Raw genomic sequence first — 13011 nt, 5'->3', positions numbered from 1 at the left:
CGATAATGAAGGCCTTCCCTGGAGGGCCTTCATGCTGCAAGCCATTCTGGCGCTGCCGCGTACCGTCTGGCTGATCGGCTTGATCAGTCTGGTCAACGACAGCGCTGGCGAAATGCTCTACCCGATCATTCCGCTGTACCTGTCGTCGGTGTTGATGGCAGGGCCACGCGCGCTGGGGCTCATTGAAGGGGTGGCCGAGGCGTCGGCCAGTTTGCTCAAGTTGTTCTCCGGGGTGGTGGTCGACCGTACCCAGCGCTCGCGCCCGTGGATCGTGTTCGGGTATGGCTTGGCGGGGTTCAGTCGGCCCCTCATTGCTTGGGTCACAGCTTGGCCCGGGTTGATGCTGGTGCGCTTTGCCGATCGGGTCGGCAAGGGCTTGCGGTCGTCTCCGCGCGATGCCTTGCTGGCCGCCAGTGTGGCGCCCGGTCAGCGGGGGCTGGCTTTCGGTCTGCATCGGGCCATGGACAACGCTGGGTCGGTTCTGGGCCCTGTGCTGGCTGCGGGCTTGCTCGCGGCGGGCATGCCCTTGCGCGATATTTTCTTGTGGGCCTTGTTGCCCGCGGTGCTGTGCCTGTTGCTGGCCTTGGGCATTCGCGAGGCGCCCGTTGACGTGTCGGCTGCGCCCCCTGCGTTCGATTGGCGGGTCGGCAATCTGCCACCGGGGTTTCGGCGCTATCTGCTCGTGGTGGCCTTGTTCACCTTGGGCAACTCGTCGAACATGTTCCTCCTGCTGCGCGCGCGCGAGCTGGGCGTGCCTGCGGCTCAGGTGCCTCTGCTGTGGGCTGCGGTGTCGGCTGTGGCCATGTTTTTTTCCACGCCCTTGTCCGCCTGGTCCGACCGTGTCGGGCGCATTCGCATGTTGGTGGCAGGCTATGGGGCTTATGCCCTGTTCTATGCGGCCATGGGAGGGCTTCAGGGTGGGGGGCTGACGCTGTTTGCCCTGTTCGGTTTCTATGGCTTGTTCATGGCGGCCACCGAAGGGGTTGAAAAAGCCCTGGTCGCCGACCTGGCCCCTGCGAACCGACGTGGGGCCGCATTTGGCTGGTTCCATCTCACCGCCGGGGTGGGCTTGTTGCCGGCTTCGTTGGCGTTTGGTTGGCTCTACGAAGGGCTGTCGCCGACGGTGGCCTTCGGTTTTTCTGCCAGTTGCGCGGCTTTGGCTGCTGTCTTGTTGCTGGTCTGGGTGAAGGTGCCGCCTAGGGGTGTCGAGTCATGAAGGTGTTGCGGTATGTGTTGAAGTGGGTGGTCTTGTCCACCTTGGTCGCAGGGCTGGCGGGCTCGGCCTCGGCTGCTTTCCTTTTCTTGCTCGACTGGGCGACTCAAACGCGTGAGGCCCATCGGGAATTGGTGTGGGGGCTGCCCTTCATCGGCTTTGTCGTGGGGTGGGTGTATTGGCGATTTGGCCGGTCGGTGGAGGCAGGTAACAACCTGCTTATCGATGAGATCCATGACCCGAGGCAAGTGGTGCCTTTGCGCATGGCGCCGCTGGTGCTGCTCAGCACGGTGCTGTCCCATCTGTTTGGCGCCTCGGTGGGACGCGAGGGCACGGCGGTGCAAATGGGCGGGGCCTTGTCCGACCAGTTGACACATGTGTTCCGGCTTCGGCGCGAAGATCGTCGTCTGATTTTGATGGCGGGCATCAGCGCCGGGTTCGCGTCGGTGTTCGGCACGCCCTTGGCTGGGGCCGTGTTTGGTCTGGAAGTGCTGGCCTTGGGGCGCTTGCGCTACGACGCCTTGTTGCCGTGTACGGTGGCGGCGGTCGTGGCCGACCAGGTCGCGGCGGCATGGGGCATTGCGCATACCCACTATGCGGTGTCGGTCATGTCGGCGCTCAGTGTGAGCTCGATGTTGGCGGTGGCGGCGGCCGGGGCCTTGTTTGGCCTGGCCGGTCGGGCGTTCGCGCGGGGCGCGCACGCGCTGTCAGGTGCCATGCGTCAGCATGTGACCTATCCTCCGCTGCGCCCCTTCGTGGGTGGACTGGTCCTGGTGGCTTGCCTGATGGGCTTGGGTGCCTGGCGTTACGCCGGCTTGGGCGTACCCGTGATGGTCGAGGCTTTCGCGAAGCCCGTGCCCATGTGGGACTTTCTGGCCAAGGGGGTGTTGACCGTGCTGTCGATTGGCACAGGCTTCAAGGGCGGGGAGGTCACGCCCCTGTTCTTCATCGGGGCCACCCTCGGCAATGCGCTGTCAGCGGTCCTGCATCAGCCCTTGGGCATGATGGCGGCGCTGGGCTTTGTGGGGGTGTTTGCCGGCGCGGCCAACACCCCGTTGGCCTGCACGCTCATGGCCATGGAACTCTTCGGCGCCGACATCGGGGTCTACGCCTTGCTGGCTTGTGTGTGCAGCTACCTGTGTTCCGGACACACGGGTATCTACAAGGCCCAGCGTGTCGACCACCGAAAGTGGTCGGGTCAGTGAAGGGTTCGAATCACCAACCAGCGCAGGCGGGCATCGAGCATGTCAATTACCTCGGCCCAGTCTGCATCGTCGGCCAACTCTTCGCGTAGGAAGCTGGCCTGAGTCGGAGCCCAGAACGGCGCGTCGGCCAAAACCTGGCCTTGCGGCAGGGGCGCATGAATGGCCACGAAGCGATCGATTTCGTAGATGCTGTCGGGCAAGCCGAGTTGACGAAACAGTTCGCTGAGCGAGTGAAATCCATTGTTCATGGCAACTCCCCGACCTCGTGTAGAGGCATCACACAGGAAGCTGTCTTTTTACGCCTGTCAGTGCTCGTGCGTCAAGTTGAGGCACGGTTCCATGAAGGGTTGTTTGACCACCTGAACCGTGCTGTGGTCGATGCGGAAGCGGTGTTGGAGTTCTTCGCTCAGGTGGCGCAGGAAGGCATCGTCAGCGCCGCCCTCGGGCATGACCAGATGGGCTGTCAGCGCGGTGTGCGAGGTGCCCATGGCCCAGATGTGCAGATCATGGACGCGCGCCACGCCGGGCTGGTGTTCCAGCCAATGCTGAACGGCATCGAAGTCCACATGGGCAGGGACGCCGTCAAACAGCAGGTGAACCGACTGCCGAAACAGGCTCCAGGTTCCCACCACAATCACCCCCGCGATCAGCAGGCTGGCCACCGGGTCCAGCCAGGTCCATCCCTGCCACAGGGCCAGGCCACCCGCCACCACCACGCCCGCCGATACGAGCGCGTCAGCGGCCATGTGCAGGAAGGCGCCGCGCAGGTTGAGATCGTGCTCGCTGCCTCGCATGAACAGCAAAGCGGTGGCCGTGTTGATCACAATGCCGATGCCGGCGACGACCATCACCGTCAAGCCGGCCAGCGGTTGGGGCGATTGCAACCGCAGCACCGCTTCCCAGGCCAGCGAGCCCATGGCCACGAGAAGCAGCAAGGCGTTGATGAAGGCCGCCAGAATGCTGGCCTTCTTGAAGCCATAAGAATGACGTGAGCTGGCTTGTACCTTGCCCGCCAGCGCGCCGCCCCAGGCCAGCACCAGCCCGGCCACATCGCTGAGGTTGTGGCCGGCATCAGCCAGCAGGGCCAGAGAATCGGCACGCCAGCCGTAGAAGGCCTCGATGATCACGAACAGCAGGTTCAGCCCAATGCCGGTGGCAAAGGCGCGATTGAACGAGCTGGGCGCGTGGTGATGGTGGTGATGGGCATGACCGTGGTGGTCATGATCATGGGCGTGATCGTGGTGGTGAGGCATGCCCCACATTGCACCACAAGCCGAGAGTCACAAGAGCTGATCGAGCCCGGACACGCCCACCGGGCGATCAGGCAACCATGGCACCACATGGCAGCGCTCGCTCAGCCCATCGCGAATGCGTGCCATCTGGCGCAATTCACCTTGCAGACGGCTTTGCAGCAGAGGGTCGGTGGTGCCGGTGGCCGCAATCGACTTGTTGACGACCCAGGCATAAGGTTGAATGCTCGCGCGCTGAAGGTCTTCCTGCAGCGCCTGAGCCTGAGACACAGGCGTGATCTCGGGCAGGGTCACCAGGATGACGCGGGTGTAGTTCGCATCCTGCAGTCGCATCAGTGGGGTCACCAGATGAACCGACGTGCTGGCTTGCTCGAACTCCCGCGTCATTTGTCGGTGGTAGGCCCCCGTGGCATCCATCAGCAACAGAGAGTGGCCAGTGGGCGCGGTATCCAGCACCACAAAGGCGCTGCGGGCCTGCGCCACTGTGCGAGAAAAGGCGTGGAAGACGGCGACTTCCTCTGTGCAGGGCGACTGCAGATCCTCCAGCAGCAGGGCGCGTTCGTCCGGGCTGAGTTTGGCGCCCTTGCTTGACATGACCTTGTCGATGTAGTGGCGGGTTTCGGCCTTGGGGTCAATGCGGCTTACCTCCAGCCCGGGCACCTCTTCCTGCAGGGTCGACGCCAGATGGGCGGCCGGGTCGGTGGTGCTGAGGTGAACCGCATGCCCCTTTCTGACCAAGGCCAGTGCCAGGGCGGCTGCGATGGTGGTTTTGCCCACGCCGCCCTTGCCCATGACCATGATCAGCCCTTTGCCCTGGGTACTCAGTTCGTCGGCCAACTCGCGCAATTTGCGTGCTGGCAGCGGTGCCGGGGTGCTGATGGCCCCAGAGGCTTGGGGTGTGAGGGGTTGGTCTGACAGCAGGGCGCGCAGGGCCGTCAGGCCCACCGTGTCAAACGGGCGCATGGGCACCTGCTGAATGGGCAGCGTGTTCAGTGGGGAGGGGAGTTGCGACAGCGCCGCTTGCCCCATCGACTCCATGGCCATGGCGGTTCGGTCCTGCCGGTCGCTGGCATGGAACACCGCATTGATGACCAACTGTTGATGCTGCAAGCCCATGGCGTGCAGCTCTTGTGCCGTGAGGGCGGCTTCGTTCAAGGTGCTCGGGTCGGGGCGAGCCACCAGAACCACGGTGGTCAACTCGGGGTTCGCCAAAGCTTGCATGGCCGCATTGAAGCGGGTTTCTTGCATTTTCAGGCCCGAGTGTGGGCCCAGGCATGAGGCACCGCGATCGTTGCCGGCCAGGAATCCGCTCCAGGCTTTGGGCAGGCTCAGCAGCCGCAGGGTGTGGCCGGTGGGCGCGGTGTCAAAGATGATGTGATCGTAGTCGGGGTGGTCGTTGGCCAGCAGCGAGGAGAATTCGTCGAACGACGCGATCTCGGTGGTGCAGGCGCCAGACAACTGCTCTTGCACGGTGCGGCGTTCCTCATCGCTGTTGTGCGCCATCTGGGCCAGCACGCGCGCCCGATAGGCTTGTGCAGCCGCTTGCGGATCGATGTTGAGCACCCACAAACCCGGCGCGCCCGCCACGGCTGTCGGATGGTTCAGCAAGGGCGTGCCTTCCAGCATCTCGTCCAGGTTGGATGCGGCGTCGGTGCTCACCAGCAAAACCCGCTTGCCTGAGTCAGCCAGGGCCAGCGCAGTGGCGGTAGACAGCGAGGTTTTGCCGACCCCACCTTTGCCAGTGAAGAAAACGTAGCGTGTGGGGTGGGGCAGCAAATGCATGTCAGGGCTCGCTTACTTCACCCGACGCCCTTGGGCGTCGATCACCACTTCGCCATCTTCCTTGGTGAAGGGGCCTGTTTGCGCTTGCGTGAGGATGTCGAGCACCAGTTCGGACGGGCGACACAGGCGCGTGCCTTTTGGGGTGACCACAATCGGGCGGTTGATCAAGATGGGGTGGGCGACCATGAAGTCGATCAGCTGGTCATCGGACCACTTGGGGTCATCCAGCTGAAGGGCGTCGTACACCTCGCCTTTGCTGCGAAGCACTTCGCGCACGCTCAGGCCGCAGTCACGGATGAGTTGCACCAGCTCATCGCGGGTGGGGGGTGCTTCGAGATAGGCCACCACCCGGGGCTCGATGCCCGCATTGCGGATCAGGGCCAGGGTGTTGCGAGAGGTGCCGCACTTGGGATTGTGGAAGATGATGGTGTCGGTCATATTCTTGTTGAAAGCGAGCGCGTCAAGCCGATGCGCCCATGATGCCAGCCGTCAGCGCAATCGATGCATTCAGCGCAAGCGGCTTAGGGGATTCTGCGAGGCTTATTGCGGGTGGGGGCTCCGAAGCGTCGCAGATCAACGCGCCCCAGCGTTCCAGCGAATGTTCGCGCGCGCTCAGTTCCTGAGCGCAGACCCAGATCTTGATGTCTTTGGCGTAACCCATGCACATGATTCATCTCCTGAATGGTTCACTGAAGAAGACGCAACACCAGCGAAAAGGATGCAGACGCGCGGCTTTATGCGCGGTGCGCCCCCATCTCATACCAGTCCTTGCTTTGGTTCACGATGCGAACCACCAGCAGCATGACGGGCACTTCAATCAGCACGCCCACCACGGTGGCCAGGGCTGCGCCCGATTGGAAGCCAAACAAGCTGATGGCGGCCGCCACCGCGAGTTCAAAGAAGTTGCTTGCGCCAATCAAGGCCGATGGACAAGCGACGTTGTGCGATTCGCCCAGACGACGGTTCAGCCAATATGCCAGTGCTGAGTTGAAAAACACCTGAATCAGGATCGGCACGGCGAGCATGGCGATGACCAGGGGCTGTTCAATGATGGCCTGCCCCTGGAAAGCGAACAGCAATACCAATGTAGCCAGTAGCGCTGAAATCGACCAGGGGCCGATTTTGGCCAGTGCCGCGTCGAAGGCCGCCTGTCCACGCGCCAGCAAGGCTTTGCGAATCAACTGGGCCAGGATCACTGGAATCACGATGTACAGCACCACAGAGGTCACCAGGGTGTCCCAAGGCACGGTGATGGCCGACAGGCCCAGCAGCAGACCAACAATGGGCGCGAAGGCGAACACCATGATGGTGTCGTTCAGTGCGACTTGGCTAAGCGTGAACAAGGGGTGCCCGTTCGTCAGCCGACTCCACACGAACACCATGGCCGTGCACGGTGCAGCCGCCAGCAGAATCAAACCCGCTATGTAGCTATCGAGCTGATCGGCTGGCAACCAGGGGGCAAACACCTGACGGACAAACAGCCAACCCAGCAGGGCCATGGAAAAAGGTTTGACCGCCCAGTTGACGAACAGGGTGACTCCGATGCCTCTCCAGTGTGATTTCACTTGTGAGAGGCTGCTGAAGTCGACCTTGATCAACATCGGAATGATCATGACCCAGATGAGCAAACCCACAGGGAGGTTGACCTGGGCGACTTCCATGCGACCAATGGCCTGGAAGGGCTCGGGCGCAAACTGGCCCAAAGCAATGCCCACCACGATGCAAAGGAACACCCAGACCGTGAGGTAGCGTTCAAACACGCTCATGGGCTGTGCGCTGGCTTGTGACGACATCGTGATCTCCTCAGCTGTGCGCAATCGCGCTCAGTGCATCTGCCAGCGCCGACTTGTCCATCGACTCCAGGGGCAATGCCAACAATTGCAGCATCTTGTAGCCAATCGCCTGACGGGTCAGCTCGAATGCGCGGCGCTTGCCTTCATCGCCGCCCTCGGCATTCGACGGGTCGGGGTAGCCCCAGTGCACTTTCACGGGCTGCCCGTTGCCACCAAAGAAAACCGGGCAGGCCTCGGCCGCTGCGCTGTCGCACACAGTGATCACGATCGACAGGGGTGGGGCCTCCGGCGTGGTGAACTCATCCCAGCTTTTGCTGCGGTAGGCCGAGGTGTCGATGCCGGCTCGGTTCAAGGCTTCCAGCGCGAACGGGTTGAGGCGCCCACTGGGGGCGCTGCCCGCACTGTGGGCCTTCACGTCTTTACCCAACTTGGCTGCCAAGTGGTTGAGCATGCCTTCGGACAGCACGCTGCGCGCGGAATTGTGGGTGCAGAGAATGAGAACGTGTGTGGTCATGACTTCAACAGCAAGACGATTTGACAGGAATGCCAACCGGCTTGCCGGTGACTTTGGGCGTGCAGCACGCATTCGCTTCGGCCGAAGCGGCCACCGGCTCGCCTTCACGGAACACGGGAATGCTTCCCAGGGTTTGGAAGTGTTCCCATGGCAGCCCTTGCGGATCGACGATCCAGTGCTTGTCGCTCTTGGCGTAGCAGCACGTGGTGGCACCTTCGTCAATCAAGGACAGATCAGCCGCTTGGGCTTGGGCCTTCATGGCCTGCAGGTCTTGGGCGTTGTCGACCTGGATGCCGAGATGATCGACCCCCGTGTGGCCATGTCCGCGTGTCGAGATCGCAAAGTTGACGGCTGGATCGTCCAGCATCCACTTCGCGTAGTCAGATTCAACTCGGGCGGGCTCGGCGCCAAACATCTTCGAATAGAAGGCGATGTTCTGGGCCAGATCGGTCACATGAACGTGAACGTGGAAGCGCTTCATGGCAGGCTCCTTGTGAGTTAACAGCTAGAACAGCCCTGTTTGGCAGGGGCAGGGGTGCACGACTGCCCTTGGCAGCAGTGCTCGGTCAAATAGCTCAGCAGCGCGTTCATGTGTTCGTAGACCGCGCGGTAAATCAGGTTTCGGCCTTGGCGCTCCTGTGACACCAGATTGGCGTGCGCCAACTCTTTGAGGTGGAACGACAGGGCCGTGGCAGGCACATCCAGTGACTGCGCCAGAACGCCGGGCGTCAGCCCTTCTGGGCCGGCCACCACCAGGGCCCGGAAGATGCGCAGCCGCACGGGCTGCGCCAAGGCTGATAAAGAAGTGACGACGTCTTGCTCTTGCATGTTTCAATAATATTTGAATTATTGAATTCATGCAAGCGAGCCGACTCGGGCGAGTTGAGTTCCCCACTTTGTTGGCCGCCCCCCCAGACACGGGGGCAGCGGCGGCTATTGCATGCCGGGCGTGCAGTTGTCACGCGGGGTGATCCAAACGGATCACGTCTCGGGCCGCCATTCCAGGGGGGCAGCGTCACACCCCCTGGCTATCTTGAGCTACGTCAGATCACGAATGGCAAAGCATGTCCAAACGGCTCATGGCACCCCAGGGTTAGCCCCCAACGCCTGTCACACGCCTTTTCGACACTGCGAGCACTTCGGGATGCAGTCCGCTCGGAGTCCCAAAAAATTTTTGACTTTCCTTCAATCGGAGCAAGTAAATGAAACTGCAAAAGATCGTGGCCGCTGTGGCCCTGCTGGCCGCTGGCGCTGCCAACGCTGCTGTTGACATGTTTGACGGCGTGAGCGCTGCTGGCAATGGTTCCCTGATTCTGGTGATGGCCGACACCACCGGCACCACCACCCAAGGTCTGACCGTTGACCTGGGCTTCCACTTCGCTGATTTCCTGGCCGGTGGCGCTCTGTCGCAAGCCAACCAATCCGTGGTGTGGGACTTCTCGGCCAACACCATCTCGGTGAACGGTTCGATCCTGGGGGGCATCACCAACGACTGGGCTGACCAGTTCGCCGCTTTCGCTGCCAACTCTGACGCCGCTGAAACCAAGTGGGCCGTGATCTCTGGTTCGCAAAAGGGTACGACCGTCACTGGCTTCCTGACCACCGGTACGCCTTCTGCCTCCCAACTGTCGCAACAAATGTCTGGCGTTACCGCCAACATGGGTCAGGTGAACAACCCTCTGCTGAAGAACGCTCTGACCAAGGGCACCCTGGCTTCGGCTGACAACGGTGCATATGCCATGGCCAGCACCGACAACGCCTATGTTGGCACCGCTTACTCGGTGACCACCGTGAACGGCTGGAAGAACAACATCAAGTGGAGCACCTGGAACGTCGACGGCGCCAGCACCAACTTCTGGCAGGTTAATGCGCCTGGTACCGAGTCGCGCGTTGCTGACTCGGCAACTTACGCCTTTGATGCAAGCAAGTTCGCTCTGAACACCACCGGTCTGTTGAACGGTTCCGGCACCCTGACCCTGTCGGGCAACACCCTGACCTGGAAGACCGCTTCGCTGGAAGCCATCCCTGCCGTTCCTGAGCCCGAGTCTTACGCCCTGGCCCTGGTTGGCCTGGCTGCCGCTGGTTTCGTGGCCCGCCGCCGCGCCGCCAAGTAATGGCTGATGGGCAGGAGGGCTTGTCCCTCCTGTCTCTTTCCCTTCGTGTCCTCTCCTCTCGCTGTCAAAAGGTTCATCATGCAAATCAAGCAAATCGCTCTGGCCACCCTGGCCGTGGTTGCCGCCGCTCAAGCCCACGCTGTGACCCGCGTGTCTGGCGCTTCCGCTTCTTCCATTGCCTACGTGGAAGCCCTGGCTACCAACAACAGCTGCCCCAGCAACAACGTCTCCATCTACAAGCGTGGCACCTCCACCGTGTCTCTGGGCAACCAGTTCACCGTGAAGTGCAACAGCGGCAACTTTGCCGGCACCACTGAAAACGAAGTGCAATTCGACGTGACCGGTGGCTCGCTGAACGCCATCCTGTTCTCGGCTGACGGCTCTGGCGAAGCCCTGGCTGCCAACGGCAACTTCCTGCCCTCCACCACCGCTGGTTGCACCGCCACCACCGTGTCGGCTGGTCCTCTGACTTTTGCATCTGGCAAGCTGATGAACTGCGCGGCCAACGCTTCGCTGGTCTCCGGCAAGTCGGTCGGTGGCTTCCTGGACGTGGAACCTGCCATTTTCCAGGCTCAAGGCACCATCGCTGGTGACTACAGCGCTTCCGTCGTGCCCGCGACTTTCAGCCAAGTGTTTGGTGTGGCTGTGTCCAAGGCTCTGTACGAAGCCCTGCAAACCGCTCAAGGCCTGACCGTGGGCAGCACCACTCCCGCCAACCAGCCCACCATCTCGCGCGCCCAAATCGTGTCGATGATGAATTCGAACGACTTCAACGAAGCCAAGAACAAGGGCCCCAAGTTCTTGCTGCCTTCCACCACCGAAACCAACATCACCTACTGCCGCCGCCCTGCCACTTCGGGCACCCAGGCTGCAGCTGAGGTTTACTTCCTGCAAAACCCCACCGCTACCGGCGTCTTGGGTGGCGCTGGATCTGCTCACGAGCCTGCTCTGGTGTCGGCCGTTGCTGCCAACAACACCGTGGTCGTGAACAACGGCACTGGCAACACCCTGACCGTCAAGGTCAACAGCGGTTCGGGTGACGTGAAGTCCTGCTTGAACGCCGCAGGCTTCGCCTTCGGCATGCTGTCGGCTGAGAACAACCCCATCGGTGGTTCTGACACCTTCCGCTTCGTCAAGCTGAACGGTCAAGAGTTCTCCGAAGGTGTGGCCGGTGCTTCGCAAACTGCTGCTGCCATCGCTGGCAAGTACGACTACGTGTTCGAAAGCGCTCTGTTCAACCCCACCGGCTCCGCCGTTCTGGACCTGATCAACAGCAAGGTTGTGACTGGTTCCGGCACCCCCGGCGTGTTCCTGAACATCAACTCGGCTAACCCTGAGTCGCAGTTCACCCGTCTGGGCAACTCGCTGAACGTGTACTCCTCCAACTAATGGGAGTCATTCGGGGCGGCCTCGCGCTGGCCCCGAATTTTCATGCTGTGTAAGTCAAGCAGTCCCCACTGGTTGGGGACTGCTCTTTTGCGTTTGAACCCAAATGAAAAAACTGGCCCTTGGTGTTGCATCCAGTTTCCTGATCTTGTCGGCCGGGTCGGCTCATGCCGCGCCCGCCCCGCGTGAGGTGCGCTTTGATGTGCTCGAATACCTGGTCGAAGGCAACACGGTGCTGCCGCCCGGTGTGGTCGAGCAGGTGCTGCAGCCCTTCATGGGCCCGGGCAAAACCTTCAAGGACCTGGAATCCGCGCGTGAAGCGCTGGAAAAGGCCTATCAAGACGCAGGCTACTTGTCGGTGGTGGTGAGCCTGCCGAACCAGCGTGTGGACCGGGGCGAAGTGCGCCTGTCAGTCGTGCAGGCCAAGGTAGACAAGTTGTCGGTCACTGGCACCCAGTACCACCTGCCCAGCCAGGTCAAGGCGCAGGTGCCGAGCCTGGCGCCCGATCAAGTGCCGTATTTCCCTCAGGTTCAGCAAGAGCTGGCGGCTGTGCAAGGAGCCGACATGCAGGTGACGCCGCTGATCAGCGGGGGCAATGAACCTGACAAGATTCACGTGGAATTGAAAGCGCAAGACACCTTGCCGCTGTCGGGCTCGATTGAGCTGAACAACCGCCAGAGCTTCAACACCACACGGGGCCGTGTGGCCGCCAATGTGCAATACGCCAACCTGTGGCAGGCTGGGCATCGCCTGGGTTTGAGCTGGCAATACGCCCCCTGGCGACCTGGTGACGCGAACACCTTGTCATTGATGTACGGCTTGCCCCTGAGCAAGACGGACGACCTGACTTTCTCTGTCACACAAAGCCGAAGCGACACGCCCATTCAAACCGGCGATGGTGGCAGCACGCTGACACGTGGTCATTTCCTCGGTTTGCGCTGGCAGCACGAACTCGACCCCCTCAACTGGGCGCTTCGTCACAATCTTTTCGTATCGCTTGATTACAAACACAACGAAGACAAAACCGAAATCGTTGATGCGCTGGAATCATCGAAGCCGCCTTTGCGTTACACCACGGTGTCAGCGGGCTACTTCCTGAACTGGCAGGTCAATGCCGAACAGATGCTGACCTGGACCACCTCGGTCAATACGTCGAACAAGGCCCTCTCCGGCCGACTGGTCGACTGTGATGGCCGTGTGGTGGACCAGTTCGCTTGCAAACGCAGTGCGTCGAGCCCAGATTTCCTGACTTGGCGCACCGGCCTCGACTGGCGTCAGCCGGTGTGGGGCAAGTGGCGCCTCAATGCCTCGCTGGATGTGCAGCTGGCTTCGGGCGCCTTGGCGTCGGGTGAGCAGTTCAGCCTGGGTGGCGTAGACACAGTGCGTGGGTACTACGACTACGAACAGTCTGGCGACTGGGGTGCCAACAGCCGACTGGAGTTGGTCACCCCCGTCTGGCTGGATGCCGTGGGCGTGCGGGCCACCTCGCTGGCGTTCATCGATCGCGGTTTTGTCAAGCTGCAAAACGCCCTGCCAGGGCAGACCGCCAGTGCACAACTGGGCAGCGCGGGGTTCGGCTTGCGGGTCGACGTTGCCAAGGGTCTGCAACTCAGTGCCGATGCCGCACGAACCTTTTTTGAAACCAGCCGACCTGTGGATAGCGGGGAATACAAGCCCGCGACCAAGCGCCAATGGCGCGCCCACGTCAGCCTGAAGCAGGCCTTCTGACCTGCCGCGTCCGAGTTTGAGGAGT

The 13011-nt window shown here is 61.8% G+C and carries 14 protein-coding genes; 5 read left to right on the top strand and 9 right to left on the bottom strand.

Annotation, left to right across the window (positions count from 1 at the left end; all coding sequences use genetic code 11):
- The first annotated feature begins 31 nt into the window (after nucleotides 1–31).
- On the top strand, nucleotides 32–1216 hold the full coding sequence (locus tag VFW72_RS09705) for an MFS transporter (RefSeq protein WP_329674086.1): 1185 nt from the start codon (nucleotides 32–34) through the stop codon (nucleotides 1214–1216).
- Nucleotides 1213–2418, top strand: coding sequence for a voltage-gated chloride channel family protein (locus VFW72_RS09700; RefSeq protein WP_329674085.1), 1206 nt, complete (start codon nucleotides 1213–1215; stop codon nucleotides 2416–2418). Before VFW72_RS09705 ends, VFW72_RS09700 begins: the two co-directional genes overlap by 4 nt.
- Here VFW72_RS09700 and VFW72_RS09695 read toward each other — a convergent pair.
- The 9 genes from VFW72_RS09695 to VFW72_RS09655 all read right to left on the bottom strand — a co-directional run bounded on the left by VFW72_RS09695 (nucleotide 2412) and on the right by VFW72_RS09655 (nucleotide 8585).
- Nucleotides 2412–2666: a DUF2789 domain-containing protein gene (locus tag VFW72_RS09695; RefSeq protein ID WP_329674084.1), complete on the bottom strand. Its 255-nt coding sequence runs from the start codon at nucleotides 2664–2666 to the stop codon at nucleotides 2412–2414. The two genes, VFW72_RS09700 and VFW72_RS09695, sit on opposite strands and share 7 nt — an antisense overlap.
- A 57-nt stretch (nucleotides 2667–2723) precedes the next feature.
- Complete coding sequence (locus tag VFW72_RS09690; protein ID WP_329674083.1) at nucleotides 2724–3671, bottom strand: cation diffusion facilitator family transporter; 948 nt, start codon at nucleotides 3669–3671, stop codon at nucleotides 2724–2726.
- A gap of 27 nt (nucleotides 3672–3698) precedes the next feature.
- A complete protein-coding gene (gene arsA / locus VFW72_RS09685; RefSeq protein ID WP_329674082.1) occupies nucleotides 3699–5450 on the bottom strand; it encodes an arsenical pump-driving ATPase in 1752 nt (583 codons plus the stop codon).
- 12 nt (nucleotides 5451–5462) lie between these two features.
- Nucleotides 5463–5888 carry an arsenate reductase (glutaredoxin) gene (gene arsC / locus VFW72_RS09680; protein WP_329674081.1) on the bottom strand — a complete coding sequence of 142 codons (426 nt, stop codon included), beginning with the start codon at nucleotides 5886–5888 and terminating at the stop codon, nucleotides 5463–5465.
- 22 nt (nucleotides 5889–5910) lie between these two features.
- Nucleotides 5911–6111, bottom strand: a complete 201-nt coding sequence (locus tag VFW72_RS09675) for a hypothetical protein (protein ID WP_329674080.1) — start codon at nucleotides 6109–6111, stop codon at nucleotides 5911–5913.
- 73 nt (nucleotides 6112–6184) lie between these two features.
- Entirely contained in the window at nucleotides 6185–7243 is a 1059-nt protein-coding gene (gene arsB / locus VFW72_RS09670; protein ID WP_329674079.1) for an ACR3 family arsenite efflux transporter, read from the bottom strand.
- Between the two features lie 10 nt (nucleotides 7244–7253).
- Complete coding sequence (locus tag VFW72_RS09665) at nucleotides 7254–7757, bottom strand: arsenate reductase ArsC (protein WP_329674078.1); 504 nt, start codon at nucleotides 7755–7757, stop codon at nucleotides 7254–7256.
- 4 nt (nucleotides 7758–7761) lie between these two features.
- Nucleotides 7762–8238 carry an ArsI/CadI family heavy metal resistance metalloenzyme gene (locus VFW72_RS09660; protein ID WP_329674077.1) on the bottom strand — a complete coding sequence of 159 codons (477 nt, stop codon included), beginning with the start codon at nucleotides 8236–8238 and terminating at the stop codon, nucleotides 7762–7764.
- Nucleotides 8239–8255: 17 nt separating this feature from the next.
- Nucleotides 8256–8585: a metalloregulator ArsR/SmtB family transcription factor gene (locus VFW72_RS09655; protein ID WP_329674076.1), complete on the bottom strand. Its 330-nt coding sequence runs from the start codon at nucleotides 8583–8585 to the stop codon at nucleotides 8256–8258.
- A 374-nt stretch (nucleotides 8586–8959) separates the two neighbouring features.
- On the opposite strand from VFW72_RS09655, the gene VFW72_RS09650 reads away from it, so the two are divergent.
- From VFW72_RS09650 to VFW72_RS09640, 3 genes are all read left to right on the top strand, one after another.
- A complete protein-coding gene (locus VFW72_RS09650; protein WP_329674075.1) occupies nucleotides 8960–9871 on the top strand; it encodes a PEP-CTERM sorting domain-containing protein in 912 nt (303 codons plus the stop codon).
- Between the two features lie 78 nt (nucleotides 9872–9949).
- Complete coding sequence (locus VFW72_RS09645) at nucleotides 9950–11260, top strand: hypothetical protein (protein WP_329674074.1); 1311 nt, start codon at nucleotides 9950–9952, stop codon at nucleotides 11258–11260.
- Nucleotides 11261–11363: 103 nt separating this feature from the next.
- Nucleotides 11364–12986: a ShlB/FhaC/HecB family hemolysin secretion/activation protein gene (locus VFW72_RS09640; protein ID WP_329674073.1), complete on the top strand. Its 1623-nt coding sequence runs from the start codon at nucleotides 11364–11366 to the stop codon at nucleotides 12984–12986.
- Nucleotides 12987–13011: the final 25 nt, after the last annotated feature.

The organism is Aquabacterium sp. (genome assembly GCF_036273115.1).
In the GTDB taxonomy this organism is placed as follows: domain Bacteria; phylum Pseudomonadota; class Gammaproteobacteria; order Burkholderiales; family Burkholderiaceae_C; genus Aquabacterium.
Note: the sequence above shows the minus strand (reverse complement) of the source record. Positions and strands in the feature narration are given on the sequence as shown.

Coding starts and splice junctions, on each gene's coding strand:
- VFW72_RS09705 (WP_329674086.1), top strand. CDS start 32: ATGCTGCAAGCCATTCTGGCGCTGCCGCGTACCGTCTGGCTGATCGGC.
- VFW72_RS09700 (WP_329674085.1), top strand. CDS start 1,213: ATGAAGGTGTTGCGGTATGTGTTGAAGTGGGTGGTCTTGTCCACCTTG.
- VFW72_RS09695 (WP_329674084.1), bottom strand. CDS start 2,666: ATGAACAATGGATTTCACTCGCTCAGCGAACTGTTTCGTCAACTCGGC.
- VFW72_RS09690 (WP_329674083.1), bottom strand. CDS start 3,671: ATGCCTCACCACCACGATCACGCCCATGATCATGACCACCACGGTCAT.
- arsA (WP_329674082.1), bottom strand. CDS start 5,450: ATGCATTTGCTGCCCCACCCCACACGCTACGTTTTCTTCACTGGCAAA.
- arsC (WP_329674081.1), bottom strand. CDS start 5,888: ATGACCGACACCATCATCTTCCACAATCCCAAGTGCGGCACCTCTCGC.
- VFW72_RS09675 (WP_329674080.1), bottom strand. CDS start 6,111: ATGGGTTACGCCAAAGACATCAAGATCTGGGTCTGCGCTCAGGAACTG.
- arsB (WP_329674079.1), bottom strand. CDS start 7,243: ATGTCGTCACAAGCCAGCGCACAGCCCATGAGCGTGTTTGAACGCTAC.
- VFW72_RS09665 (WP_329674078.1), bottom strand. CDS start 7,757: ATGACCACACACGTTCTCATTCTCTGCACCCACAATTCCGCGCGCAGC.
- VFW72_RS09660 (WP_329674077.1), bottom strand. CDS start 8,238: ATGAAGCGCTTCCACGTTCACGTTCATGTGACCGATCTGGCCCAGAAC.
- VFW72_RS09655 (WP_329674076.1), bottom strand. CDS start 8,585: ATGCAAGAGCAAGACGTCGTCACTTCTTTATCAGCCTTGGCGCAGCCC.
- VFW72_RS09650 (WP_329674075.1), top strand. CDS start 8,960: ATGAAACTGCAAAAGATCGTGGCCGCTGTGGCCCTGCTGGCCGCTGGC.
- VFW72_RS09645 (WP_329674074.1), top strand. CDS start 9,950: ATGCAAATCAAGCAAATCGCTCTGGCCACCCTGGCCGTGGTTGCCGCC.
- VFW72_RS09640 (WP_329674073.1), top strand. CDS start 11,364: ATGAAAAAACTGGCCCTTGGTGTTGCATCCAGTTTCCTGATCTTGTCG.